This is a genomic window from Frigoribacterium sp. RIT-PI-h, from assembly GCF_001297205.1.
GTDB lineage: Bacteria > Actinomycetota > Actinomycetes > Actinomycetales > Microbacteriaceae > Frigoribacterium.
Genome location: NZ_LHOZ01000038.1, coordinates 50,579 through 73,637 on the forward strand (window position 1 = coordinate 50,579; position 23,059 = coordinate 73,637).

The 23,059-nt window shown below is 72.1% G+C and carries 23 protein-coding genes and 1 pseudogene; 10 read left to right on the forward strand and 14 right to left on the reverse strand.

Features of this window, described 5'->3' with window-relative positions:
• The first annotated feature begins 56 nt into the window (after positions 1-56).
• Positions 57-1,673: a DEAD/DEAH box helicase gene (locus AEQ27_RS02905; protein ID WP_235450955.1), complete on the forward strand. Its 1,617-nt coding sequence runs from the start codon at positions 57-59 to the stop codon at positions 1,671-1,673.
• On the opposite strand, the gene AEQ27_RS02910 is transcribed toward AEQ27_RS02905, so the two are convergent.
• On the reverse strand, positions 1,619-2,473 hold the full coding sequence (locus AEQ27_RS02910; protein WP_054145317.1) for a PHP domain-containing protein: 855 nt from the start codon (positions 2,471-2,473) through the stop codon (positions 1,619-1,621). The two genes, AEQ27_RS02905 and AEQ27_RS02910, sit on opposite strands and share 55 nt — an antisense overlap.
• An 83-nt stretch (positions 2,474-2,556) precedes the next feature.
• Between AEQ27_RS02910 and AEQ27_RS02915 the strand changes: the two genes are divergently transcribed.
• Together AEQ27_RS02915 and AEQ27_RS18220 are read left to right on the forward strand one after the other, a co-directional pair.
• Positions 2,557-3,588 carry an endonuclease/exonuclease/phosphatase family protein gene (locus AEQ27_RS02915; RefSeq protein ID WP_054145318.1) on the forward strand — a complete coding sequence of 344 codons (1,032 nt, stop codon included), beginning with the start codon at positions 2,557-2,559 and terminating at the stop codon, positions 3,586-3,588.
• 46 nt (positions 3,589-3,634) lie between these two features.
• Positions 3,635-5,151 (forward strand): annotated as a pseudogene (locus AEQ27_RS18220) (aminopeptidase P family protein).
• A 77-nt stretch (positions 5,152-5,228) separates the two neighbouring features.
• Here the strand turns inward: AEQ27_RS18220 and AEQ27_RS02925 are convergent.
• From AEQ27_RS02925 to AEQ27_RS02940, 4 genes are all read right to left on the reverse strand, one after another.
• Positions 5,229-6,014 carry a copper resistance CopC family protein gene (locus AEQ27_RS02925; protein ID WP_054145319.1) on the reverse strand — a complete coding sequence of 262 codons (786 nt, stop codon included), beginning with the start codon at positions 6,012-6,014 and terminating at the stop codon, positions 5,229-5,231.
• Positions 6,011-6,838 carry a YcnI family protein gene (locus tag AEQ27_RS02930; RefSeq protein WP_082383190.1) on the reverse strand — a complete coding sequence of 276 codons (828 nt, stop codon included), beginning with the start codon at positions 6,836-6,838 and terminating at the stop codon, positions 6,011-6,013. Before AEQ27_RS02930 ends, AEQ27_RS02925 begins: the two co-directional genes overlap by 4 nt.
• Before the next feature lie 118 nt (positions 6,839-6,956).
• Entirely contained in the window at positions 6,957-7,595 is a 639-nt protein-coding gene (locus AEQ27_RS02935; RefSeq protein ID WP_054145320.1) for a hypothetical protein, read from the reverse strand.
• A gap of 17 nt (positions 7,596-7,612) precedes the next feature.
• Positions 7,613-8,113, reverse strand: a complete 501-nt coding sequence (locus AEQ27_RS02940; RefSeq protein ID WP_056048662.1) for a general stress protein — start codon at positions 8,111-8,113, stop codon at positions 7,613-7,615.
• Between the two features lie 71 nt (positions 8,114-8,184).
• Here AEQ27_RS02940 and AEQ27_RS02945 point away from each other — a divergent pair, with 71 nt between their 5' ends.
• From AEQ27_RS02945 to AEQ27_RS02955, 3 genes are read left to right on the forward strand one after another with little or no spacing between them, the layout of a single operon-like run.
• A complete protein-coding gene (locus AEQ27_RS02945) occupies positions 8,185-9,507 on the forward strand; it encodes a magnesium transporter MgtE N-terminal domain-containing protein (protein ID WP_054145322.1) in 1,323 nt (440 codons plus the stop codon).
• Positions 9,494-10,075, forward strand: coding sequence for a DUF1003 domain-containing protein (locus tag AEQ27_RS02950; RefSeq protein ID WP_054145323.1), 582 nt, complete (start codon positions 9,494-9,496; stop codon positions 10,073-10,075). The genes AEQ27_RS02945 and AEQ27_RS02950 overlap by 14 nt, the downstream gene beginning before the upstream one ends.
• Positions 10,068-11,240, forward strand: coding sequence for a P-loop NTPase (locus tag AEQ27_RS02955; RefSeq protein WP_054145324.1), 1,173 nt, complete (start codon positions 10,068-10,070; stop codon positions 11,238-11,240). Before AEQ27_RS02950 ends, AEQ27_RS02955 begins: the two co-directional genes overlap by 8 nt.
• A gap of 173 nt (positions 11,241-11,413) precedes the next feature.
• Here AEQ27_RS02955 and AEQ27_RS18505 read toward each other — a convergent pair whose 3' ends face one another.
• Positions 11,414-11,536: a hypothetical protein gene (locus AEQ27_RS18505; RefSeq protein ID WP_255349746.1), complete on the reverse strand. Its 123-nt coding sequence runs from the start codon at positions 11,534-11,536 to the stop codon at positions 11,414-11,416.
• 188 nt (positions 11,537-11,724) lie between these two features.
• On the opposite strand from AEQ27_RS18505, the gene AEQ27_RS02960 reads away from it, so the two are divergent.
• Positions 11,725-12,639 (forward strand): LysR family transcriptional regulator, encoded by a 915-nt coding sequence (locus AEQ27_RS02960; RefSeq protein WP_054145325.1) that lies wholly within the window; start codon positions 11,725-11,727, stop codon positions 12,637-12,639.
• Positions 12,640-12,730: 91 nt separating this feature from the next.
• Here the strand turns inward: AEQ27_RS02960 and AEQ27_RS02965 are convergent, their stop codons facing one another.
• A complete protein-coding gene (locus AEQ27_RS02965; protein WP_054145326.1) occupies positions 12,731-13,135 on the reverse strand; it encodes a translocase in 405 nt (134 codons plus the stop codon).
• A 69-nt stretch (positions 13,136-13,204) separates the two neighbouring features.
• Here AEQ27_RS02965 and AEQ27_RS02970 point away from each other — a divergent pair, with 69 nt between their 5' ends.
• Positions 13,205-13,831, forward strand: a complete 627-nt coding sequence (locus tag AEQ27_RS02970; protein ID WP_054145342.1) for an O-methyltransferase — start codon at positions 13,205-13,207, stop codon at positions 13,829-13,831.
• A 142-nt stretch (positions 13,832-13,973) separates the two neighbouring features.
• Here the strand turns inward: AEQ27_RS02970 and AEQ27_RS16340 are convergent, their stop codons facing one another.
• The 3 genes from AEQ27_RS16340 to dapE form a co-directional block, all read right to left on the reverse strand.
• On the reverse strand, positions 13,974-14,144 hold the full coding sequence (locus tag AEQ27_RS16340) for a DUF3117 domain-containing protein (RefSeq protein WP_071256769.1): 171 nt from the start codon (positions 14,142-14,144) through the stop codon (positions 13,974-13,976).
• An 83-nt stretch (positions 14,145-14,227) separates the two neighbouring features.
• Positions 14,228-15,499: a hypothetical protein gene (locus tag AEQ27_RS02975; RefSeq protein WP_235450956.1), complete on the reverse strand. Its 1,272-nt coding sequence runs from the start codon at positions 15,497-15,499 to the stop codon at positions 14,228-14,230.
• Positions 15,484-16,557, reverse strand: coding sequence for a succinyl-diaminopimelate desuccinylase (gene dapE / locus AEQ27_RS02980; protein ID WP_054145327.1), 1,074 nt, complete (start codon positions 16,555-16,557; stop codon positions 15,484-15,486). The genes AEQ27_RS02975 and dapE overlap by 16 nt, the downstream gene beginning before the upstream one ends.
• A 76-nt stretch (positions 16,558-16,633) precedes the next feature.
• On the opposite strand from dapE, the gene dapD reads away from it, so the two are divergent.
• Positions 16,634-17,608 (forward strand): 2,3,4,5-tetrahydropyridine-2,6-dicarboxylate N-succinyltransferase, encoded by a 975-nt coding sequence (gene dapD / locus AEQ27_RS02985; protein ID WP_054145328.1) that lies wholly within the window; start codon positions 16,634-16,636, stop codon positions 17,606-17,608.
• A gap of 104 nt (positions 17,609-17,712) precedes the next feature.
• Here dapD and AEQ27_RS02990 read toward each other — a convergent pair whose 3' ends face one another.
• Genes AEQ27_RS02990 through AEQ27_RS03005 form a run of 4 tightly spaced genes read right to left on the reverse strand, consistent with a single transcriptional unit; the run spans position 17,713 to position 21,805 of the window.
• Positions 17,713-19,008: a citrate synthase gene (locus AEQ27_RS02990; RefSeq protein ID WP_082383192.1), complete on the reverse strand. Its 1,296-nt coding sequence runs from the start codon at positions 19,006-19,008 to the stop codon at positions 17,713-17,715.
• A gap of 16 nt (positions 19,009-19,024) precedes the next feature.
• Positions 19,025-20,125: a succinyldiaminopimelate transaminase gene (gene dapC, locus AEQ27_RS02995; RefSeq protein ID WP_054145329.1), complete on the reverse strand. Its 1,101-nt coding sequence runs from the start codon at positions 20,123-20,125 to the stop codon at positions 19,025-19,027.
• Positions 20,126-20,135: 10 nt separating this feature from the next.
• Positions 20,136-20,462 (reverse strand): ferredoxin, encoded by a 327-nt coding sequence (gene fdxA / locus AEQ27_RS03000; RefSeq protein ID WP_043595461.1) that lies wholly within the window; start codon positions 20,460-20,462, stop codon positions 20,136-20,138.
• Entirely contained in the window at positions 20,459-21,805 is a 1,347-nt protein-coding gene (locus AEQ27_RS03005) for a PIG-L family deacetylase (protein ID WP_054145330.1), read from the reverse strand. Before AEQ27_RS03005 ends, fdxA begins: the two co-directional genes overlap by 4 nt.
• A gap of 183 nt (positions 21,806-21,988) precedes the next feature.
• Between AEQ27_RS03005 and efeU the strand changes: the two genes are divergently transcribed.
• On the forward strand, positions 21,989-22,951 hold the full coding sequence (gene efeU / locus AEQ27_RS03010; protein ID WP_054145331.1) for an iron uptake transporter permease EfeU: 963 nt from the start codon (positions 21,989-21,991) through the stop codon (positions 22,949-22,951).
• Positions 22,952-23,059: the final 108 nt, after the last annotated feature.

Here is a 23,059-nt window from a genome sequence, read left to right on the forward strand (position 1 = left end):
GCCCGTCGCGACGGGCTAAACTCCTCGCATCCCCCTATATGAGACAGGGCAACACTTTGACATTCACTGACCTCGCGATCGACCCCGACATGGTCGACGCTCTGGCGTCGAAGGGGATCCTCGAACCTTTCCCCATCCAGACCCAGACCATCCCCCTCGCCCTCGCCGGCCAGGACATCATCGGCCAGGCCAAGACGGGCACCGGCAAGACCTTCGGCTTCGGCCTCCCGATCATCCAGCGCATCGGCCTCGACCCGGGCCCCGGCGTCAAGGTGCTCGTCGTCGTCCCCACGCGTGAACTGTGCGTCCAGGTGGCCGACGACCTCGAGGTCGCCACCGCGAACCGTGCCACCAAGATCGTCAGCATCTACGGCGGCAAGGCCTACGAAGGCCAGGTCGAGCAGCTCAAGGCCGGCGCGCAGATCGTCGTGGGCACCCCCGGGCGCCTCCTCGACCTGGCCGGCCAGCGCCTCCTGAACCTCAAAGAGGTGCAAGAGGTCGTGCTCGACGAGGCCGACAAGATGCTCGACCTGGGGTTCCTCAGCGACATCGAGAAGATCTTCCAGCAGGTGCCGGCCACCCGTCACACCATGTTGTTCTCGGCGACGATGCCCGGCCCCATCGTGGCGCTGGCCCGCCGCTTCATGTCGAAGCCGATCCACATCCGCGCGACCGACCCCGACGAGGGCCTGACGCAGGCGAACATCAAGCACGTCGTCTACCGCGCCCACTCGCTCGACAAGGACGAGGTGATCGCGCGCATCCTCCAGGCCGAGGGTCGTGGCAAGACCGTCGTCTTCACCCGCACCAAGCGCGCGGCCGCCAAGCTCGTCGAAGAGCTGAACGATCGCGGCTTCAACGCGGCCGCCGTCCACGGCGACCTCAACCAGGAGCAGCGCGAGCGGGCCATGGCCGCCTTCAAGGCGGGCAAGAAGGACATCCTGATCGCGACCGACGTCGCGGCCCGCGGCATCGACGTGAACGACGTCACGCACGTCATCAACCACACCGTGCCCGACGACCACGACACGTACCTGCACCGCGCCGGCCGCACCGGCCGTGCGGGCAAGACCGGCATCGCCGTGACGTTCGTCGACTGGGACGACCTGCACAAGTGGGCCCTGATCAACCGGGCCCTCGACATGGGGCAGCCCGAACCGGTCGAGACCTCCCCGTCGGGCCCGCCCCTCTGCGCCGCCCCCGACTTCCCCGCCGGCACCAAGGGGCGCCTGCGGGCGACTTCCCTGTCGGCGGTCAAGGCGGGTTCCGCCCGGACGCGCGAGCGCCCCGGCGGCCCCCGGGGCGGCCGGGACAGGGGACGCGGCCGCGGCCGCGGCGGCGCGCCCGCCGCACCGCGGGTGGGCCCTCGGCCCCGGGGCGCGGTGCCGGCCGGGCCCCCGACGCGGCGACTCCGGCCGGCGAGGGCACGGGTGAGGCCCCGCGCAAGCGCGGCCGCAACCGTCGCCGCCGCCCCGCGGGCGACTCCTCGTCGCAGCCCCAGGGCTGACGCTCGTCCTACACCGAGACCCCCTCGACCGTCCGCGGCGAGGGGGTCTCGTGCGTCCGGCCCCTCGTTGTCCGGCCCGCCGCCGTCCAGGACGTGGAGGCGCGGGTCGACTCAGCCCCGGACGGGCACCCACCCGGTCGCCGCGTCGACGATCCGGTCGAGCTGATCGGGAGCCGTGGTGTTCTCGCCCAGCCGGTTGGGCTTGCCGTCGCCGTGGGAGTCGCTCGGCCCGGTCACGAGGAGGTCGTGCCGTCGGGCGAGCTCGAGCAGTCGCGCCTTGCCCGCCGTGGTGTTCTCGCGGTGGTCGATCTCGACGCCGAGCAGCCCGGCGTCGACCAGGGCCTCGAAGCCCTCGCTCGAGACGTTGGGCTCGCGCCCCCGGGTCGCGGGGTGGGCGATGACGGGGACTCCCCCGGCGTCGCGGATCAGCCGGACGCCGATCAGGGGGCTGGGCGCCTCGTGCGGTTCGTAGTACCCGGACCGCCAGTGCAGGATGCCCCCGAAGGCGGCGCTGCGGTCGGGCGCGTAGCCCTTCGCGACGAGGGCGTCGGCGATGTGCGGCCGGCCCAGCGTCGCCCCCGAGCTGGCCTGGGCGAGGACGTCGCCCCAGGTGAGGTCGTAGTCGGCGGCGATGCGCTCGACGATGCGCTCGGCACGGTGCAGACGACTGTCGCGGAGGCGTGCCGTCTCGGCGACCAGACCCGGGTGCGCGGGGTCGAAGAGGTAGCCGAGCATGTGCACGCTGTTCAAGCCGAGTCGGGTGCTGAGCTCCATGCCGGGGACGAGGGTGAGCCCCGTCCCGGCGACGGCGGCCGAGGCCTCGGCCCATCCGGCGGTGCTGTCGTGGTCGGTCAGGGCGACGGTGTCGAGCCCCGCCCGCACGGCCGACGCGATCAACGCGGCGGGCGCCTCGGTGCCGTCCGACACGCTCGAGTGAGTGTGCAGGTCGACCAGGCGCGTGGGCATCCCCCCATCGTAGGCGGCGCGCTTCCGAGCCGTCCGTGCGGCGCCCGACCTGCGGTGGGGGGTTCCCCTAGGCTCCAGGGGCCATGATCCGTCGTCTCGTCGCTCTCGTCTTCGTCCTCGCCGTCGCCGCCGTGCTGGTGGCCGCCCTCTGGCCCCAGGCCGTCGGGCTGCAGCGCGTCTTCCCGGTCGCTCAGGTGGTGTCGTTCCGCCTCGTCGCCGCGGCCGTGGCGATCGTCCTGACGGTGCTGCTGCTCGTGCTCGGCCTGATCGCCCGACCGATCCGGTCGTTGACGGCGAGTGCGGTCGTGTTGCTCGTCGTCTTCGGCGTCCTCTCGGCCGGCATCGTGACGGCTCGAGGCCTCGGCCGCACCGACTTCGTCGAGAAGACGCCCACCGACGTCACCGTCCTGTCGTGGAACACGCTCGGCGCGGCGACCGGGGCCGACGCCGTGGTCGCCCTCGCGACCGAGGTCGGCGCCGACGTGATCGCCCTCCCCGAGACCCGACAGGAGGTCGGCGTCGCCGTCGCCGAGGCCATGGCCGCCGCCGGCAAGGCCATGTGGGTGCACACGGTGGCCTACGACCAGATCGCGAGCGGCCGCTCGACGACCCTGCTGATCAGCGCCGCGCTCGGCGACTACCAGGTCGCGATCGGCGACGACGGCACGACCGACGCACGCACGACGCCCGTGCTCCCGACGGTCGTGGCGACGCCCGTGTCGGGCGAAGGGCCCACCATCGTCGCCGCCCACCCCGTGTCGCCGACGCCCGATCACATGGGGCAGTGGCGCGCCGGCCTCGGGTACCTCGCCGACGTCTGCCGGTCGGGCGACGTCATCATGGCGGGCGACTTTAACGCCACGCTCGACCACATGGCCGGGCTCGGCTCCGACGGTGGGGCCCTCGGCGCCTGCCGTGACGCCGCCGAGGCGACCGCCAACGCCGGGGTCGGCACCTGGCCGACCGACGTCCCTCCCCTCCTCGGCGCCCCGATCGACCACGTCATGGCGACCGAGCAGTGGCTGCCGACCGGCTACCGGGTCGTGACCGGGCTCGACGACGCCGGCAGCGACCACCGTCCGGTCGTCGCCCAGCTCAGTCGCACGGGGGCCTGAGCCCGCCGACTGGGCGTCGGGCACGTTTGGCGGGACAATGGTGGGCATGGCAGATCAGAAGGCGCCGCGCGCGACCACCAACCGCTCCACCACTCCCGGGTCGGACACGTTCAAGGACTACATCTCGTCGCAGTGGGCCGACCGCCCCGACGTGCTGCCCGAGCCGCGCGAGCAGGCGCCGTTCGCCGCCGACCGCCGCGCGCGGCTGTCCGCGCTGCACCCGGGCACCCGCCTCGTCGTGCCGGCCGGCTCCGCCAAGGTCCGCTCGAACGACTGCGACTACCCCTTCCGCGCGCACTCGGCGTTCTCGCACCTGACGGGCTGGGGTTCGGACACCGTGCCCGGTTCGGTGCTCGTGCTCGAGCCCACGGCCGACGGGCACGACGCCACCCTGTACCTGCGCGCGAGCGCCGGCCGTGACTCGGACGAGTTCTACGCCAACCCCGAGATCGGCGAGTTCTGGATCGGCCCCCGCCCCTCGTTGACGCAGGTCGCCGCCGACCTGGGTCTGGCCACGCGCGACCTGGCCGACTTCGAGGCCGTGGTCAGCACGGTCGACGCCGAGACCCTCGTCGTCCGCGAAGCCGATCCCGACCTGACCCGTCGTCTCGACGCCGTCGTCGAGGCCGCAGCCGAGCAGTCCCCCGCCTCGGCGGCGGCGGGCGACGTGACACTCGACGACGACAGCACCCCCGGGCGGGCGACCCCGCCGACCTCGCCCGCGACCTGAGCGAACTGCGGCTCGTCAAGGACGCGTACGAGGTCGCCCAGATGCGCCAGGCGGTGACGGTGACGGGCAAGGGCTTCACCGACGTGATCGCCGACTTCGACGACATCGTCGCTCACCCGCGCGGCGAACGCCTCGTCGAGGGCACCTTCAACCGTCGCGCCCGCGCCGACGGCAACACGGTCGGCTACGACACGATCGCCGCGTCGGGCGACCACGCCTGCGTCCTGCACTGGACACGCAACGACGGTGTCGTGCGCGACGGCGACCTCATCTTGATCGACGCCGGCATCGAGCTCGACAGCCTCTACACGGCGGACATCACCCGCACGCTGCCCGTCTCGGGCCGGTTCACCGACGTGCAGCGCCTGGTCTACGAGGCCGTGCTCGAAGCGGCCGACGCAGCGTTCGCGATCGTGCGCCCGGGCATCGCGTTCCGTGAGATCCACGCGACGGCCATGAAGGTCATCGCCGAACGCACGGCCGAATGGGGCTTCCTGCCCGTCTCCGCCGACGAGTCGCTGGAGCCCGACCACCAGTACCACCGTCGCTACATGGTGCACGGCACGAGCCACCACCTCGGCATCGACGTGCACGACTGTGCCGCCGCCCGCCGCGACCTCTACCTCGACGGCGTGCTCGAGCCCGGCATGGTGTTCACGATCGAGCCCGGCCTGTACTTCCAGCCCGACGCCCTCACCGTCCCGGAAGAGTTCCGCGGCATCGGCGTCCGCATCGAGGACGACCTCCTCGTGACCGCCGACGGCGCCGAGAACCTGTCGGTCGGCATCCCCCGCACGGTCGCCGACGTCGAGGCGTGGATCTCGCGCGACTGAGGTCCGACGCCGAAGGGCCCCGGGTGCATCGCACCCGGGGCCCTTCGTCCGCCCACGCCCCGATCAGCGAGGCAGGGTCATCGCCCGTCGGACGACTCGTCGCTGGTCGCGGCCGACGGGTCGTCGACCTCGGCCTCGGCGGGCGTCCCGTCCCGTCGCCGACCCGTGGCGATCGCCACGACCACACCGGCGGCGGCCAACACGACGATGGCGACGGCGATGCCGATGACGAGACCGGCGTCGACCGAGCCCGACTCGGACGCGGCCGACGGTGTCGCCACGGTGTCGTCACCCGGGGTCGCCAGGGTCGTCATCTCGGGCTCGGTCGACGCCGAGGGCGAGGCCGCGTCGGTCTCGTCACCGGTGGATGCGCCGGAGTCGCCCCCCGCGCCTCCTGCGCTGCCGCAGCTCGGACGGGTCGGCGAGCCGACCCCCTCGGCGGTGCCCGCGGCGGGGGCGGGGGTGAACGGGACGGCGTCCGACACGGTGTGGCCGTCGGCCGAGACCGCCTGGTAGGTCATCGTGTAGGCGCCGGGCGACCCCAGTGCGACGCCGGTCGTGAGGGTCGGCCCCGAGGTGGTCGAGCAGCCGTCCTCGTAGTGCAGGCCCGCGGCGTCGGTGACTTCGAGCACGTTCGAGCTGCCGGTCCCCGAGAGGTCGAGGATCACGTCGTTGAACGTGATCGACACGGTCGACGGGGACGAGTCGACGGTCGACCCGGCGGCGGGCGTGCTGCTCACGACGTAGTCGTGCGCCGCGGCCGGGCCCGCCGGCACGAGGGCGAAGGCGCCGGTCGCGGCACCGAGGCCGGCGATCGCGAGGACGCCGAGGAGGCGCGGTGCCCGCAGGCGCGCGGCCGTCACGCGTCCACCCGGCCGCTCGTCGAGGCACCGGACGCCGTCGCCCGGGGCCGACGGGTCAGTGCCACGACCGAGACGACGAGCGCCAGGGCGCCGAGGGCGAGCCCGCCGATGCCGAGGCCGATCGCGAGCGGTCCGACCGCTGCGTCGCCGGAACCCGACGCCGAGTCGCCGGAGGTGCTGAGACCCGCGGTCGTCGTGTCGCCCTCCGTCTCGTGCCCGGCGTGCTCGTCGGCCGGCGGGGCGTCGTTCACGTAGAGGGTCGGCGCAGGGTGCTCGGGCTCTTCTCCCGAGGCCGGCGTCGCGTCGGCCCAGTCGACGACCGGGCCGTCCGAGTAGCGCTGGTGGGCCGGCAGGGCGATCGACCCGGTGTCGGGCACCGCACCGGCCGAGATGACGAACTCCTGGAACTGACCCGGGGCGATCTGCGTGTCACCTTCGGCCGTCCACGTCACCTGGGTCGGCGCCTCGGTGATCGTCGTGCCGTCGAGCTCGACCGGCTCGGGCAACGTGCTGGTGGTGACCTCGGTGGTCCACCCCGGCAGGGGCTGGTACGACACCGAGGTGAACGGGGGGTCGGGGGGCAGGGCGACGACGGGCCCGGCGGTGCCGGCGGTCGCGGATTCGTTCGGCGCCTTGAAGGTCAGGGTCTCGTCCGAGCCGGCCTCGGCCTGGCCGGGCTCGACGTGGACGTGGGCCGACGCCGCGAGGGGCGCAGCCAGCGCGAGCAGGGCGGCGGCGCCGAGAGCGGCGGCCGACCGGGCGACGACGGCGGACGACCGGGGACGTCGGGTCGTGGCGGGTGCGGGGACGGCGGTGCGGTTCATGGATCTGGTCCTCTCGATCGCGAGTGCGCTCGGGCTGCGGTGCATGACGGGGGGGCCCGACGGCGCGGGGGGCGCGCACGACGGGGTCCCCGGCGACGGAGGTCGACGGCGTGAGGGGTCAGGCAGGGCAGGGCGGACCGCGGCGGGGCCGGGCCGTGAGGTGTCGCCGCCCGGGAGGGCGGGGAGGGACGCCCGTCGGGGTCGGCGGGCGGCGGACGACGGGCACCTCGGGCCGGTGCCCGGCCGTCAGGAGGCGCGCGACGGTCAGGCCGCGGACAGCCAGCCGGACCAGGGACCAGGCGGCTCCCTCGCCCCGCCGGAGGGCGACGATCGTGACCACGGCCGCGAGGGCGTGGGCCAGCCACATGGTGGGGCCGCCCATGACCATGGCACCCGCGACCGCACCGGACGCCGACCCGTCGGCGGCCGTCGAGATGACGAGCGCCGAGTGGTGGCCGCCCGTGGCGGAGGCTCCGCCGCCACCCTCGGCGCCGAGGGAGAAGAGCAGGTGGAACGCGACCTGGCTGAGCGCGGCCGCGCCGGCCAGCCGCCCGGGCGAGAGGTGCACGCCGGCCCGGGCGATCGCGACGGGCACGGCCACGGCGAGAGCGAGGACCACGCCGAGCACGCCGGGTTGCATGCCGCCGCCCGCCACGTGGGAGAAGGCCGCGACCAGGGTCGAGGCGCCGGCGGTCAGCCAACCACGCGCGAAGCGCTCGGCCCGGGTGGCCGTCGTGGAGGGGTCGCGGGGTGCCATGTCGACACCAGGGTACGTCAGCGGCGCGGGGTCTCGGGACGGGCGAGGATCTCGTGCGCCCGACCGGAGACCTCGGGGTCGACCACGATCTGGTAGTTCGACGCGAGCACCTGGTGCGTCGAGGTGAAGTCGCGGCGACGTCGCGTGATCGCGAAGCTGACGATGCCGTAGAGCATGCCGAAGCCCGCACCGAGCAGGGCGGCCGCCCCGACGGTGGCCGCGGTCGCCGTCTCGGTCGCGAAGACGAGCATGACGAGCCCGAAGAAGACCCCGAGCCAGAGTCCGGTCACGGCCCCCGCCAGCGCGGCGCGCCCGTAGCTCAGCCGACCGGTGACGCGTTCGACGGTCTTGAGGTCGTTGCCGATGATCGCCAGCCGCTTGATCGGGAACTCGGCCTGCGACAACCGGTCGACCACGCGCTGGGCCTCGGGATACGTGTCGTAGGTGCCGAGGACGTCGCCCCGCGGCAGGGTGGGCACCATCGGCGGGCGTCGCCCCACGGGGCCCGGGTTCGTCATCCCTGCATTAAACACGGTGCCCCTGCCGAGCCCCCGTCGGCGACGACGGTGCGAGCGACTAAATTGGACGCGTGAGTGCAACCAGAGTCTTCGTCGCCCGGCTGGCCGGTTGCTCCGTCTTCGACCCCGCGGGCGACAAGGTCGGCAAGGCGCGCGACGTGCTGGTGGTCTACCGCCGCACCGGGGCGCCCCGCGTGGTGGGGCTCGTCGTCGAGGTCCCCGGCAAGCGCCGGGTCTTCGTGGGCATCGGCCGCGTCACGAGCATCGGCTCGGGTCAGATCATCACGAACGGCGTCATCACCCTCCGCCGCTTCGAGCAGCGTGGCGGCGAGACCCGGGTCATCGCCGACCTGCTCGGTCGCCGGGTGTCATTCCGGCACGGTGGCGGCCACGCCACGATCGAGGACGTGGCGATCGACGAGGTGAGCGAGGGCGACTGGGAGGTCGGTCAGCTCTTCCTGCGCAAGCCCAAGACGTCTCCGTCGCCGTTCGTCAAACCGCCCACCGCGTTCGCGGCCTGGGACGACGTGGTCGAAGAGGCCGGGCCGGGCGAGGCGCAGAGCGCCGAGCACCTCATCGCCGCGTACTCCGACCTCGTGCCCGCCGACCTCGCGAACACCCTGCTCGACCTCACGCCCGAACGGCGGCTCGAGGTCGCCGGCGAACTGTCCGACGACCGCCTCGCCGACGTGCTCGAAGAGCTGCCCGAGGCCGAGCAGGTCGAGATCTTCACGGGCCTCGACGACCACCGCGCGGCGAGCGTCCTCGACCAGATGCAGCCCGACGACGCGGCCGACCTCATCGCCCAGCTGCCCGACGAGCGCACCGAGCAACTCCTCACGTTGATGGAGCCCGACGAAGCCGACGACGTGCGCATGCTGCTCAGCTACGACTCCGACACCGCCGGCGGCCTGATGACGACCGAGCCCGTCATCGTCTCGGCCGACGCGACCGTCGCCGAGGGCCTCGCCCTCATCCGTCGCCACGAGCTGGCCCCCGCGCTCGGCGCGGCCGTCTGCGTCGTCCTGCCGCCGTACGAGCCGCCCACCGGCCGGTTCCTCGGCATGGTGCACTTCCAGCGGATGCTCCGCTACCCGCCGAACGAACGCCTGGGCACGATCCTCGACCAGACGACCGAGCCGGTCCGCGTCGACGCGACGGCCCTCGAGGTCACGCGGGTCATGGCGACCTACAACCTCGTCTCGGTACCCGTCGTCGATTCGGCCCACCGCCTGGTCGGCGTCGTCACCATCGACGACGTGCTCGACCACGTGCTGCCCGACGACTGGCGCAGTCAAGACCCCGACCAGCCCTTGACCGCGAGCCGACCGCGGGGTCGCGCCCGGCGCCCGGCGATCGGCCAGAGCACGAGGAGCGACGATGGCTCGCGATAACCGCAACGACGTCCGCCTCGACGCCCCGAAGGGTCTGCGCACGCGGGTGCTCCCCGGGCGCAAGCGGGTCAGCAGCGACCGGTTCGGCCGGGCCACCGAGTCCATCGCCCGCGGCATGGGGACGCCCTACTTCCTGATCGCCCTCACCCTGTTCTGCGTCGTCTGGATGATCTACAACACGGTCGCCCCCGTCGACATCCGGTTCGACAGCGCCGCCATCGGCTTCACGGCGCTGACGCTGATCCTCTCTCTGCAGGCCTCGTACGCCGCTCCCCTGATCCTGCTCGCACAGAACCGTCAGGACGACCGCGACCGCGTGCAGTTCGAACAGGACCGTCAGCGCGCCGAGCGCAACCTGGCCGACACCGAGTACCTGGCCCGCGAGGTCGTCGCCCTCCGCATCGCGATCCGCGACATGGCGAGCAAGGACTTCATCCGGGCCGAACTGCGCTCGCTGCTCGACGAGCTCGACCGTCGCGACGACGACGAGACCTCCGGGGTCGAGACGACCCGCGCCTCCTCGTCCCCGTCACGACGCGAGACCCGGCGCGACGGGCACCGTGGCTGAGGCGTCCCCGGCGGCCCGGCCACCGGTGCCGACTCCGGACGACGTGCGCCGCGCGCTCGGTCGGGTGCTCGACCCCGAGATCCGCAAGCCCGTCACCGAGCTCGACATGATCGGCGACGTCGTCGTCGACGCAGGAGGCGCGGCGACGGTGGCCGTGAAGCTCACGATCGTGGGCTGTCCCGCCGCCGACACGATCGAACGAGACGTCCGCGAGGCCACGGCCTCGGTGGTCGGCGTCACCGGCGTGACCGTCGACGTGACCGTCATGACCAAGGACGAACGACACGCCCTCACCGAGAAGCTGCGGGCGGGCCGGGCGGCGCGGGGCATGCAGTTCGGGCCTGACACGCTGACCCGGGTGTACGCCGTCACGAGCGGAAAGGGTGGCGTGGGCAAGTCCACCGTCACCGCGAACCTCGCCGTCGCCCTCGCGGCCCGCGGCCTGGCGGTCGGCATCGTCGACGCCGACGTCTACGGCTTCAGCATCCCCGGGTTGCTCGGCCTCGTCGGCCCCGACGGCGCGTCCGTGAAGCCCACCCGCGTCGACGACATGATCCTGCCGCCCGTGGCCCACGGCGTGAAGGTCATCTCGATCGGCATGTTCGTCGACGACGCCTCGACCGCGGTCGCCTGGCGGGGGCCGATGCTGCATCGCACGATCCAACAGTTCCTCACCGACGTGTACTTCGGCGACCTCGACGTGTTGCTGCTCGACCTGCCTCCCGGCACGGGCGACGTCGCCATCTCGGTGGGGCAGTTGCTGCCGCACGCCGAGGTGCTGGCCGTCCCGACGCCTCAACCAGCCGCCGCCGACGTCGCCGGGCGCAGCGGGCTCGTGGCACGCCAGACGGGTCAGCGGTTGCTCGGAGTGGTCGAGAACATGGCCGGTCTGCCCCAGTCCGACGGCAGCGTCCTCGAGCTCTTCGGGTCGGGCGGCGGGGCCGGGACGGCACGCCGACTGTCGGCCGGGCAAGAGGCCGAGGTGCCGCTGCTCGCCAGCGGGCCGCTCAGCCTGGGCCTGCGGCAGGGCGGTGACGACGGTGTGCCGGTCGTGCTCGCCGCTCCCGACGATCCTGCGGCCGCGGCCATCGACGAGCTGGCGGGACGGCTGGCCGTGCGGGCCAGGGGCCTGGCCGGTCGGAAGCTCGGACTCAGCGTCCCCTGACCGGGTCGACGACTCGATGCGTGCAGAAAGGGCACCTCGCGTGGCGAGGTGCCCTTTCGTCACAGCGTCTCGCCCGGGGGCGGCGACGTGCTCGTGCCGCACCCCAGCACGGGGGCGGCACACGCGGCGACGGCACGCTCAGGAGGGAGACGCGCCGATCACCGCGAAGTGGACTACGACCAGCGGTTGTAGGTCTTGGTCGGGATGGCCCGGAAGCCGTCGCGGGCGACGGACACGAGCGAGCCGGCGATTCCGACGACTGCGGCGATGACGAGGACGATGATTCCGGTGAGCATGAGGCACTCTTTTCTGGCGCGGTTCGACGCGCGGTTCTGCGTGGTGGGATGGATTCGCCACCGAGCCCGGGACCAGGTCGACCGGAGCTCGGGAGCGCTACGACGCGCTCCGGGGACTCCTCAATGATGCGCCTCCTAAAGCAGTAGATCAATCTCACGTTTCTACCGAAACAGGGTAGTTTCGCTACATGGATGTCAAGCGCCTCGAACTGCTCCGCGAGCTCGCCGAACGAGGCAGTGTGGCCGCCGTCGCCCGGGCCACCCACCGCACGCCGAGCGCCGTCTCGCAGCAGCTCAAGGTGCTCGAGCGCGAGGCCGGGGTCGCACTGACCGAGCGGGTGGGACGAGGCATCGTGCTCACCGGCTCCGGGCGCGTGCTGGCCCAGACGGCCACCGACGTCGCCGTGGCCCTGGAACGGGCCCAGGCGGTCTGGGACGACTTCATCGCGACCCCGCAGGGCGAGGTCACGTTGGCCACCTTCCCCACGGGCGGGCAGATGCTGCTGCCGGGGCTGCTGCGCACGGTGGCCGAGACCCCGGGCCTCGTGGTCGTAGCGAGCGACCACGACCCGTCGATCCGTGAGTTCCCCGAACTGGCCGCCGACCACGACGTCGTCGTCGCGCACTCGTCCGACGACAAGCCCTGGCCCGGCCGAGGGCTCGTCACCGTCCCGCTGCTGACCGAGCCCCTCGACATCGCCCTGCCCGCCGACCACCGCCTGGCCGGTCGCGCCTCGCTCGCGCCCGGCGACCTCGAGGGTGAGAACTGGATCGGCGTGCCCCACGACTTCCCGTTCGAGTGGGTCTACCGCGAGATCGAACGGGTGACCGGCAGCCCCGTGCGCGTCGCCCAGCGCTTCAGCGACACCAAGGTGACCGAGTCGCTCGTCGGGGCCGGCCTCGGCATCGCCGTGCTGCCGCGCTTCACCGCCAAGGACGCCCGTGACGACATGGTGCTCGTGCCCCTCGAGAGCATCCGGGCCGTGCGCTGGGTATCGGCCCTGATGCGGCGCGACCGGGCCGAGCGCCCCTCCGTGCGTCGGGTCGTGGACGCCCTCCGGGCCGAGGCCTCCCGCGTGGCGGCGTTGCACGGCGGCGTCTGACGGGTCGCCCGGGCTTCAAGGCCGCGTCGGACCCTGAGGCCGGAGGGGCCGCCAAGCGGACGAGGTCAGGAGGCGCGGCGCAGCAGGTGCGTCAGGTCGCCTCGGAGTCGTACGGCGGCACCTCGCCCGTCGCGAGGGGCACGACCTGAGCGGTGGAGCGACCACCGGGCAACCCCGCGGACACGGCCGCGGCGACACCGGCAGTCGCCATGCCCGGTGCCGAGGGCTTGGGAGCGGCGTCCGGGCCGTCGAGCAGCGCGTCGCGGATGATGCGCCGCGGGTCGTACTGCCGTGGGTCGAGCTTCTGCCACTCGACGTCGTCGAACTCGGGGCCCATCTCGTCGCGCATGCGCGTCTTGGCGCCGTTCGCCATGTCACGCAGCGTCCGGACGAGCTGGGCGAGCTTCGAGGCGTATCCGGGCAGCCGTTCGGGACCGAGCAGGAAGACCGCGAGCACACCGATGATGAGCAGCTTGTCGAACGTCAGACCGAACATGGACACGCATGCAGACTAACCGGTGACGACTCGGGGAACCCCCTAGAGTTGGCCTTTCGAGGAGTGGGTGTGTCGCAGATAGAGTCAAGTTGGAAGTTCGCGGAAGAACTCGTCACCGAGAGCGACGCGATCGCCGAGGCTCGACAGCACTCGCTCGAGGTCGGGGTCGAAGCCGTCTCGCCGGCGGTGGGTGCCCAGCTCGCCGTCGTCGCCGCCGCCTCGAACGCCTCGTCGATCATCGAGGTCGGCACGGGCCTCGGCGTGAGCGGACTCTGGTTGCTCTCGGGTGCCCCCGGTGCCGTCCTGACGACCATCGACCGCGAGATCGAGCACCAGCAGGCCGCTCGTGACGCCTACCTGCAGGCGGGGGTCCCCGCCAGCCGCTTCCGCCTGATCGCCGGCCGCGCCGCCGACGTGTTGCCTCGCATGAACGAGAACTCGTACGACATCGTCTTCGTCGACGCCGACCCCGGCTCGGTGATCGAGTACGTCGAGCACGGTCTGCGACTCGCCCGTCCCGGCGGACTCGTCCTCGTCGCGCACGCGCTCTGGCACGGCAGGGTGGCCAACCCCGCCGTCCGCGACACCACGACCACGGGCTTCCGCACCTTGCTGACCGAGGTGTCGACCTCACCGGCCGTGATCAGTTCGCTCTCGACCGCGGGCGACGGCCTGCTCTCGCTCGTCAAGCGCTGAGACGCTCACGTCCGGCGTCGCGCCCGGGGCCCGTGCGGCGGGCGGCAGGCGGCGGGCAGCAGACGGCGCGCACACGCACGGACGCCCCGCGCGTCGCAGGTGCGACGGGCGGGGCGTCCGGGGCTATTAAGGAGGTGGCCGACTAGGCGCTCACGACGCCGGCGAGGGCGTCGTGCAACTCTTTGGCTTCGTCGTCGTTGACCGACACCACGAGGCGTCCCCCACCCTCGAGCGGAACACGCACGATGATGAGACGGCCCTCCTTAACGGCTTCCATAGGCCCGTCGCCGGTCCTCGGCTTCATGGCTGCCATCAGATAGTCCCCTTTCGCAAGTTGCTGGTCCCATTATCCGTGATTTCCAGCCCCCGACCTAAACGACGCCGTTCGACCACCGATCACGGCGGCGTCCAGTCGTACCCGTTCACCCACCAGCAGTAGTAGAGCCACACCCACTGGGCCGCCACGAACACGGCGACGAGCAGCGCGCGGTAGACCTTCGAGCGCGGCACCGCGAGCACACCCAGCAGGGGGAAGAGCGGCATCAGGAGCCTGAAGGTACTGGACTGCGGGAAGAACACGGCCAACAGGTAGAGCGCGTAGGCGACGCCCCACAACCTCAGGTCGACGCTCGTCCGGCGCGCCCACGGCGACAGCATCAGGGCCGTGAAGGCGAGCACGGACAGGACGAGCAGGGCGATGCCGGAACCACCCGGAAACCACCAGTTCGCCCCGTCGACCCAGGGGGTGAACGGCACGAGCGGCCCGTAACCGATGTACGGCGCCCGCCACGCGAGCTCCGTCTCGGTGTAGGCACCCGGCACGCCGGTCACCGCACCGGCGACGACGAGCCACGCGACGCCGAACACGGCCGTGGCCGCGGCCGCAGCCGCCACCCGGACCCGCTCGCGCACCGGGAAGGGATCGTCGTACCGACGCCACCAGCGCAGCACCCCGTGCAGTCCGATCGCGAGGGCGAGCGGAAGGGCCCCGGGCCGCGTGAACGACATGATCAGCACGACCGGCAGCATCGCCAGGTACTGTCGCCGCACCAGCAGGAGCAGGCTCGCGCAGAGCAGCAGCAGGAACATCGACTCGGCGTAAGCCACCTGCAGCAGCGGCGACAGGGGCGCCACGCAGAACAGGACGACCGCGAACAACGAGGTCGACTCGGGCAGCGAGTGCCGCATGAGGCGGTAGAACAGCAGGGCCGTCCCCGCGGCGCAGGCGACCGACACGACGACGGCGAGCGTCGCGAAGGGCAGGCCCGTCAGGGTCATCAGTCCACGGACGACGAACGGGTAGGCGGGCATGAACGCCCAGGCGTTCTCGCCCACGTGACCGTCGCCCGTGATCGGCAGGTCGCTCGGGTACCCCACCACGGCGATGATGTAGTACCAGTGACCGTCCCAGATGGTGGCGAAGCTGCCGTAGTCGGGGCTCGCGAGGGTCCACGCGTTGGCCTGCTGGGCACCGGCGAACGTGAGCAGCGCGATCGTGCTGACGACGCGAGACAGCACGAACACCACCAGCACCCGGGCCCACCACGGTGTCAACCGGTAACGCAGCACGAGATTCCTCGACGGCGAGATCGGCCGTCGGGGGGCGTGACGCGGGAGCGGGGACGAGGAGGCGCGGCTCGCCTCGTCGACGGTCACGCCGTCAGCCACGCCCGCAGTCCGCGCTCGTTGTCGAGGATCTGCTGCACGGGCACGCGCTCGTCGTCGTGGTGGGCCAGCATCGGGTCGCCGGGCCCGTAGTTGACGGCGGGCACGCCGAGGGCGGAGAAGCGCGCGACGTCCGTCCAGCCGTACTTGGGCTTGGCCTCGCCGCCGACGGCGCGCAGGAACTGCTGCGCGAGCGGGGCGTCCAGGCCGGGCCGGGCGCCGGGCGCGAGGTCGACGATCGTGACGTCGAAGCCCTCGAAGAGCTCGCGCACGTGGGCGACGGCCTCGTCGGCGCTGCGGCTCGGGGCGAATCGGTAGTTGACGTGCACCATGCACTCGTCGGGGATCACGTTGCCGGCCACGCCACCCGTGATGCCCACGGCGTTGAGGCCCTCACGGTAGACGAGCCCGTCGACCTCGACCTCGCGAGCCTCGTAGGCCGCCAGCACGTCGAGGATCGGCGCGGCCTTGTGGATGGCGTTGTCGCCCACCCACGACCGCGCGCTGTGCGAGCGGGCACCGAAGGTGCGGATCTCGGCGCGGAGGTTGCCGTTGCAGCCGCCCTCGACCCCGCTGTTGCTCGGTTCGCCCAGGACGGCGAAGTCGCCGGCCAGCAGGTCGGGCCGGAGGCGCGCGAGGCGTCCCAGGCCGTTCAGCGCGTCGGAGACCTCTTCGTGGTCGTACCAGACCCACGTCACGTCGACGTTCGGTTCGGTCAGCTCGACCGCGAGGCGGAGGTGCACGGCGCAGCCGGCCTTCATGTCGACGGTCCCCCGGCCCCACAGGTACTCGACGTCATCCTCGGTCTCGTAGCGCGTGGGCACGTTGTCGTTGATGGGCACGGTGTCGACGTGACCGGCGATCACGACCCGTGAGGCCCGGCCCAACTGCGTCCGCGCGACGATCGCGTCACCGTCACGGAACAGCTCGAGGTGGTCGCAGCCCTCGAGCGTGGCCCAGATCTCGTCGGCGACGAGGCGTTCGTCGCCCGACTCGGACCGGATGTCGCAGAGCTGCCTCGTGACGTCGACGGGCGAGACGGTGAGGTCGATCGGTGCCATGCGGGCGAGTTTACGGGCCGACGGCACGGGTCGCCTCCGAACCGGGTCGTCGGCGGCTGCCGATACGCTCGGGTCCATGACTTCCGACGCCACCGCCACCGCCCCGACCCACGCCTACGGGTACGGCCTCGCGACCGTCTCGCACGACGGCACCACGCTCGACACCTGGTTCCCCTCCCCCCGGCTCGGCACCCTGCCGGCCGACCGCGACCCCGAGATCGTCCCGGCCGAGCTGGCCGACGCGGCCGGCCCCGACGAGCGCCGCGCGGTGGACCTCGTCCCGGTGACGGTCGAGATCGACCTGAGCGCGCCTCCTGCGTCCACGCCCGACGCCTACCTTCGCCTGCACCTGCTGAGCCACCTGCTCGTGAAGCCCAACACGATCAACCTCGACGGCGTCTTCGGGCACCTGCCGATCGTCACGTGGACGAACGCGGGCCCGGTCCACCCCGACGACTTCGCGCGCCTGCGTCCGACGCTGCAGCGAGCGGGCATCGTCGCGACCGGCATCGACAAGTTCCCGCGAATGCTCGACTACGTCTCCCCCGACCGCGTCCGCATCGCCGACGCCTCGCGGGTGCGGCTCGGTGCGCACCTGGCCCCGGGCACCACCGTGATGCACGAGGGCTTCGTGAACTTCAACGCGGGCACCCTCGGGTCGTCGATGGTCGAGGGCCGCATCTCGCAGGGCGTCGTCGTGGGCGACGGTTCCGACATCGGCGGCGGCGCCTCGATCATGGGAACGCTGTCGGGCGGCGGCACCCAGCGGGTGACCATCGGTGCCCGCGCCCTGCTCGGCGCCAACGCCGGCATCGGCATCGCGATCGGCGACGACACCGTCGTCGAGGCCGGGCTCTACGTGACGGCCGGCACCAAGGTCGTCGTCGTGGGCGGCACCCCGACCCACGACGGCTCGCCGCAGACCGTCAAGGCCGTCGAGCTCTCGGGCCAGCCCGGGCTGCTCTTCCGCCGCAACTCGCTGACCGGCGCCGTCGAGGTGCTGCCCCGCAAGGGCCACGGCATCACGCTGAACTCGCAGTTGCACGCGTAGTCGAACGGGGCAGCACCAGCACGACGCCGGAAGGTGGGCACGACGCCAGGCCTGAACCTGGCGCCGTGCCCACCTTCCGGCGTCCTACCGATTGCTCGGACGGGCTAGCGCTGCGGCCAGTCACGCTCGGTCGCGCCCAGGTACAACTGCTGGGGGCGGCCGATCTTGGTCGTCGGGTCGGTGTTCATCTCGCGCCAGTGGGCGATCCAGCCGGGCAGGCGCCCGATCGCGAAGAGCACGGTGAACATGCGCGGCGGGAAGCCCATCGCCTTGTAGATGACGCCCGTGTAGAAGTCGACGTTCGGGTAGAGCCTGCGCTCGACGAAGTAGTCGTCGGCCAGGGCGATCCCCTCGAGCTCCATCGCGATGTCGAGCAGGTCGTCTTTCACGCCGAGGGACTCGAGCACCTCGGTGGCGCTCTCTTTGACCAGCTTGGCGCGAGGGTCGTAGTTCTTGTAGACGCGGTGGCCGAAGCCCATCAGCTTGACGCCGGCCTCTTTGTTCTTGACCCGCTCGACGAAACGCTCGACGCCCTGGCCGCTGTCGCGGATCTCGGCGAGCATCTTGAGGACGGCCTCGTTGGCCCCACCGTGCAGCGGCCCGTAGAGCGCGCTGATCCCGGCCGAGATCGACGAGAACATGTTGGCCTGGGTCGAGCCGACGAGGCGCACGGTCGACGTCGACGCGTTCTGCTCGTGGTCTTCGTGCAGGATGAGCAGTCGCTCGAGAGCCTTCGAGAGGACCGGGTCGACCTCGTACGGCTCGGCCATCGTGCCGAAGTTCAGCTTGAGGAAGTTGTCGACGAAACTGAGTGAGTTGTCGGGGTAGAGGAAGGCCTGACCCAGGCTCTTCTTGTGCGCGTAGGCCGCGATGACCGGCAGCTTCGCCAGCAGTCGCACGGTCTGCAACTCGACCTGCTCGGGGTCGTGCACGCTCATGCTGTCTTCGTAGAACGTCGACAGGGCACCGACCGCACTCGACAGCACCGACATCGGGTGCGCGTTGTGCGGCAGGGCGTCGAAGAAGCGGCGCAGGTCTTCGTGCAGCAGCGTGTGCCGCCGGATGCGCGCGTCGAAGTCGGCGAGCTGGTCGGGGGTGGGCAGTTCGCCGTAGATCAACAGCCAGGCCGTCTCGAGGTAGGTCGAGTTCTCGGCGACTTGTTCGATCGGGTAGCCCCGGTAGCGCAGGATGCCCTGATCACCGTCGATGTAGGTGATCGTGCTTCGGGCGTTGGAGGTGTTCACGAACCCCGTGTCGAGGGTCGTGTAACCGGTCTGCTTGGTGAACGTCGAGATGTCGATCGACGAGGCACCTTCGGTGCTCGCGACGATCGGGAACTCGGCTGTTCCCCCCGGGAACTGCAGCGTGGCCTTCTGGGCGTCGTTGGCAGTGTCAGTCACCCGGTCAGCCTAGCGGTCAGCTGCCGAGTCGCCCCACGGCGGCGTCGATGCGCTCGTCGGTCGTCGTGAGCGCCACGCGGACGTGACGACCGCCGGCCGGCCCGTAGAACGACCCGGGGGCGACGAGCACTCCGCGCTCGGCGAGCCAGGCCACCGTGACCCAGGCGTCCTCGTCTCGCGTGGCCCAGAGATAAAGCCCGGCTTCGCTGTGGTCGATGCGGAACCCGGCTGCCTCGAGGGCGGGCAGGAGGCGCGCTCGGCGGGCCGCGTACCGCGCCTTCTGCTCGACCACGTGGACCTCGTCGGCCAATGCGACCACCATGGCCTGTTGCACCGGGGCCGGCGGCATGAGCCCTGCGTGCTTGCGCACGGCGAGCAGCTGACCGACGACGTGGTCGCAGCCCGCGACGAAACCCGCGCGGTACCCGGCGAGGTTGGACTGCTTGCTGAGGGAGTAGACGGAGACGACGCCGCGGAGGTCGTCACCCACGACGCGGGGGTCGAGGATGCAGGGCGTAGGACGATCGGCCCAGTCGCCCGTCCACCCCAGCTCGGCGTAGCACTCGTCGCCGGCGATCACGGCACCGAGTTCGCGTGCACGGGCCACGGCCGCACGCAGGCCCTCGACGCCGAGCACGGCTCCGTCGGGGTTGCCCGGGCTGTTCAGCCAGACCAGCTTCGTCGACGCGGGCCACTCGGCCGGGTCGTCGGAGGCGAGGGCCGTCGCCCCGACGAGGGCGGCACCGAGCGCGTAGGTCGGGTAGGCGTTCGTCGGATGGACCACCGTGTCGCCCGGGCCGATGCCGAGCCAGAGGGCCATGCCGGCGATGAGTTCTTTGGAGCCGATGGTGGGCAGCACGTTCGCGTCGCCGAGCCCGGTGACTCCGCGGCGCCGCTCGTACCACTCGGCGATGGCCGACCGCAGGGCCGGGGTGCCGGCCACCTGAGGGTACGAGTGGGCGTCGGTCGCGACGGCCAGGGCCTCGCGGACGACGTCGGGCGTCGGGTCGACGGGCGAGCCGACGCTGAGGTCGACGATGCCGCCGGGGTGACGCCTGGCGGTCGCCGCGTACGGCACCAGGGCGTCCCAGGGGAACTCGGGCAGGTCGAGTGCCACGGAGGCCGACCTAGGCGCCGGCGCCCTGAGGGGGCAACGCCGAGATCACGGGGTGGTCCTTGGCGATGACGCCGACCTTGGCCGCGCCGCCGGGCGAACCGATCTCGTCGAAGAACTCGACGTTGGCCTTGTAGTACTCGGCCCACTTGTCGGGCAGGTCGTCTTCGTAGTAGATGGCCTCGACGGGGCACACCGGCTCGCACGCACCGCAGTCGACGCATTCGTCGGGGTGGATGTAGAGCGAGCGTTCGCCCTCGTAGATGCAGTCGACGGGGCATTCGTCGATGCAGGCACGGTCTTTGACATCGACACAGGGAAGTGCGATCACGTACGTCACGTCTGGGGGGTTCCCTTCGCGTCGGGCAGGGCGTCCAGCCTATCGTCTGCCGGCTGTGCCTCGACCGAGGAGGCGCGGGTCGAGCCGCCGGACGGCGTCGCGCCCCCGGCGACCGGGCCCCGCAACCGCGGCCAGCCGAGCACCACGAGGCAGATCAGGAACACCCCGCCGAGCCAGACCAGGGCGGGCGTGTTGTCGGGCACGAGGATCGACCCGCCCGGACTCGCCTGCCACAGGACCACGAGCGCCCCGAGCAGCCCGACGGCGGCGGCGCCGGCCATGGCCCGCGAACCGAAGACCGAGCGGAGACCGGCGAGGAGCGTGAGGCTCATCAGCAGCGCGAGCACGAGCCCGGACCAGACCGGCGAGCCGGCGACGGTGATCGTCGACTGGTGCATCACGGTGCCGATGGTGCCGAACACGGCCCCGGCGGCGAGCGCCAGCACGAGCGCGGCGACGCGACCGCCCGTCGTCATCTGCGCCATCTCGGAGGCGCCCCCGTCGGCCGGCGGCTCGGGCACGAAGCGGAACGACTCGCGGACCGTCACGGGCTCGACGACCCCGTGGGGGAAGCGGATGCCGGCTCGGCCGCCCGGGAGGTCGACCACCTCGACCTGGCTGCGGTGGTCGCGCAGCGCCGCGAGCTTACGGGGTGCGACGTGCCGGGCGTCCATCGTGAGCACGGTGTCGTCGGTGGCGAGGGCCTCGGCTTCGGCGCCCTCGGCCGACTCGGCGCCGGCCACGATCGCGAAGAACGGCACGCCGACGAGTCGCGCGGCGCGCACGGCGCCCCGGGTGGCCCGGACGTGGTCGGGGGGGGGGTAGCCGCCGGCCTCGTCGTAGCTGATGATCGCGGTCGGGCGCACGGACTGCAAGACGGCCGACAGGTCGCTCACGACCTCGCCGAACTCGGCGGCGCAGAAGGCCGCGGGGTGCAGGTCGGGCGTCGGCCCGGCCACGCCGGCCGACCGCCAGACCATGCCGCTGTCGCGGTAGGCCCGTTCGGGGAGGCCGGGCGTGCGGGCTCCGGGCGAACCGAGGAACCGGTGGTCGTCGACGCCGAGGTCGTGCATGGCGGCGGCGATCTCGCCCTCACGGTGGACGGCGAGGGCGGCCTGGTCGTCTCGGAGGACGGCGAGGTCGTCGGGGATGACCTCGCCCAGCTCACCTCGGGTGCAGGTCACCACGGTGACGGCGGCACCGGCCTCGACCAGCGCGGCGATCGTGCCACCCGTGGTGATGGTCTCGTCGTCGGGATGGGCGTGGACGAAGAGCACGCGCTCGAGCCGCGGGTCGCCGGCGGTCGAGGGCGACGCGGGCGTCGGCGAGGCGGAGGAGTTCATCACTGGACAGGATACGCCGCGCCGCACTACTGTCGGTCTGGCTCAGGGTGCCCTAAGTGAGGTTAGCCTAACCATACCAGGCCGTTCGGTCCCGTCCCGGCCCGGCCCGGCGTCGTCCACCGTGAGCCCGATCCCGCCCCTGCTCGACGACGAGCTCCACTCCCCTCCGAGAAAGCCGTCCCCGTGCTCGCCAACTACCTCATCGGACTCCGAGAGGGCCTCGAGGCCGCTCTCGTGGTCGGCATCCTCATCGCCTACGTGGTCAAGATCGGCCGGCGCGCCGCCCCCCCCCGCCTCTGGCTGGGCGTCGGCACCGCGGTCGTCCTCTCCCTCGGACTCGGCGCCGTGCTGACCTTCGGCACCTACGGGCTCACCTTCCAGGCCCAAGAGGTCATCGGCGGCGGACTCTCGATCGTGGCCGTGGGCTTCGTCACCTGGATGGTCTTCTGGATGGCCCGGACCGCTCGCGGCCTGCGCGGCGAACTCGAGTCGGGCCTCGACCGGGCGCTCGTCGGCGGTGCCGGGGCGATCGTCGCCCTGGCCTTCCTCTCGGTCGGGCGCGAGGGCATCGAGACCGCCCTCTTCGTCTGGGCCACGGTGCAGTCGACCGGCGGCGGCGCGACGCCGCTGGTGGGCGCCCTGCTCGGCATCCTCACGGCGGTCGCGATCCAGGTGGCGATCTACCGCGGCGTGGTCCGCCTCGACGTCGCCCGGTTCTTCCGGGTGACCGGCTACTTCCTCGTCGTCGTCGCGGCGGGCGTCCTCGCCTACGGGGTGGGCGCCCTGCAGGAGGCGTCCGTGTGGCCGGGCCGCGCCTCCCTGGCTTTCGACGTGAGCGCGGCGGTGCCGCCGACCAGCTGGTACGGCACCCTGCTGCAGGGACTCGTCAACTTCACGCCGACACCGAGCTGGCTGCAGGTCGTCGTCTGGCTCGCCTACCTCGCCGTCGTCGTCTCGTTCTTCGTGCGGGCGACCCGCCGCCGTCGCCCCGGCACCCCGAGCACGTCCGACCCGTCCACGACCCGCGGCACCTCCGCCTCCCCGACCGCCCCGTCCCCCCGCACCGCAGGAGCATCCCGCTTACCGCCAGCCCCCTCCGCCCCCTCGCCGTTGCCTCGGGCTTCGCCGCGCTCGCACTTGCCCTGACCGGGTGCGTAGCGAACGCCTACGCCCGCTCCTACCAGGCTACGTCCGTGAAGTAGGACGGCCTCCAGGTCTCGTGTTACCTGTTGTAGCTCTCACTGCGGGTGGTCC

Bases quoted from the DNA above. Each gene is read 5' to 3' on its own strand.
- AEQ27_RS02910 (WP_054145317.1), bottom strand. From the start codon at position 2,473: ATGCCCACGCGCCTGGTCGACCTGCACACTCACTCGAGCGTGTCGGAC.
- AEQ27_RS02915 (WP_054145318.1), top strand. From the start codon at position 2,557: ATGATCCGTCGTCTCGTCGCTCTCGTCTTCGTCCTCGCCGTCGCCGCC.
- AEQ27_RS02930 (WP_082383190.1), bottom strand. From the start codon at position 6,838: ATGAACCGCACCGCCGTCCCCGCACCCGCCACGACCCGACGTCCCCGG.
- AEQ27_RS02935 (WP_054145320.1), bottom strand. From the start codon at position 7,595: ATGGCACCCCGCGACCCCTCCACGACGGCCACCCGGGCCGAGCGCTTC.
- AEQ27_RS02940 (WP_056048662.1), bottom strand. From the start codon at position 8,113: ATGACGAACCCGGGCCCCGTGGGGCGACGCCCGCCGATGGTGCCCACC.
- AEQ27_RS02950 (WP_054145323.1), top strand. From the start codon at position 9,494: ATGGCTCGCGATAACCGCAACGACGTCCGCCTCGACGCCCCGAAGGGT.
- AEQ27_RS18505 (WP_255349746.1), bottom strand. From the start codon at position 11,536: ATGCTCACCGGAATCATCGTCCTCGTCATCGCCGCAGTCGTCGGAATC.
- AEQ27_RS02960 (WP_054145325.1), top strand. From the start codon at position 11,725: ATGGATGTCAAGCGCCTCGAACTGCTCCGCGAGCTCGCCGAACGAGGC.
- AEQ27_RS02965 (WP_054145326.1), bottom strand. From the start codon at position 13,135: ATGTTCGGTCTGACGTTCGACAAGCTGCTCATCATCGGTGTGCTCGCG.
- AEQ27_RS16340 (WP_071256769.1), bottom strand. From the start codon at position 14,144: ATGGCAGCCATGAAGCCGAGGACCGGCGACGGGCCTATGGAAGCCGTT.
- dapE (WP_054145327.1), bottom strand. From the start codon at position 16,557: ATGGCACCGATCGACCTCACCGTCTCGCCCGTCGACGTCACGAGGCAG.
- dapD (WP_054145328.1), top strand. From the start codon at position 16,634: ATGACTTCCGACGCCACCGCCACCGCCCCGACCCACGCCTACGGGTAC.
- AEQ27_RS03005 (WP_054145330.1), bottom strand. From the start codon at position 21,805: ATGAACTCCTCCGCCTCGCCGACGCCCGCGTCGCCCTCGACCGCCGGC.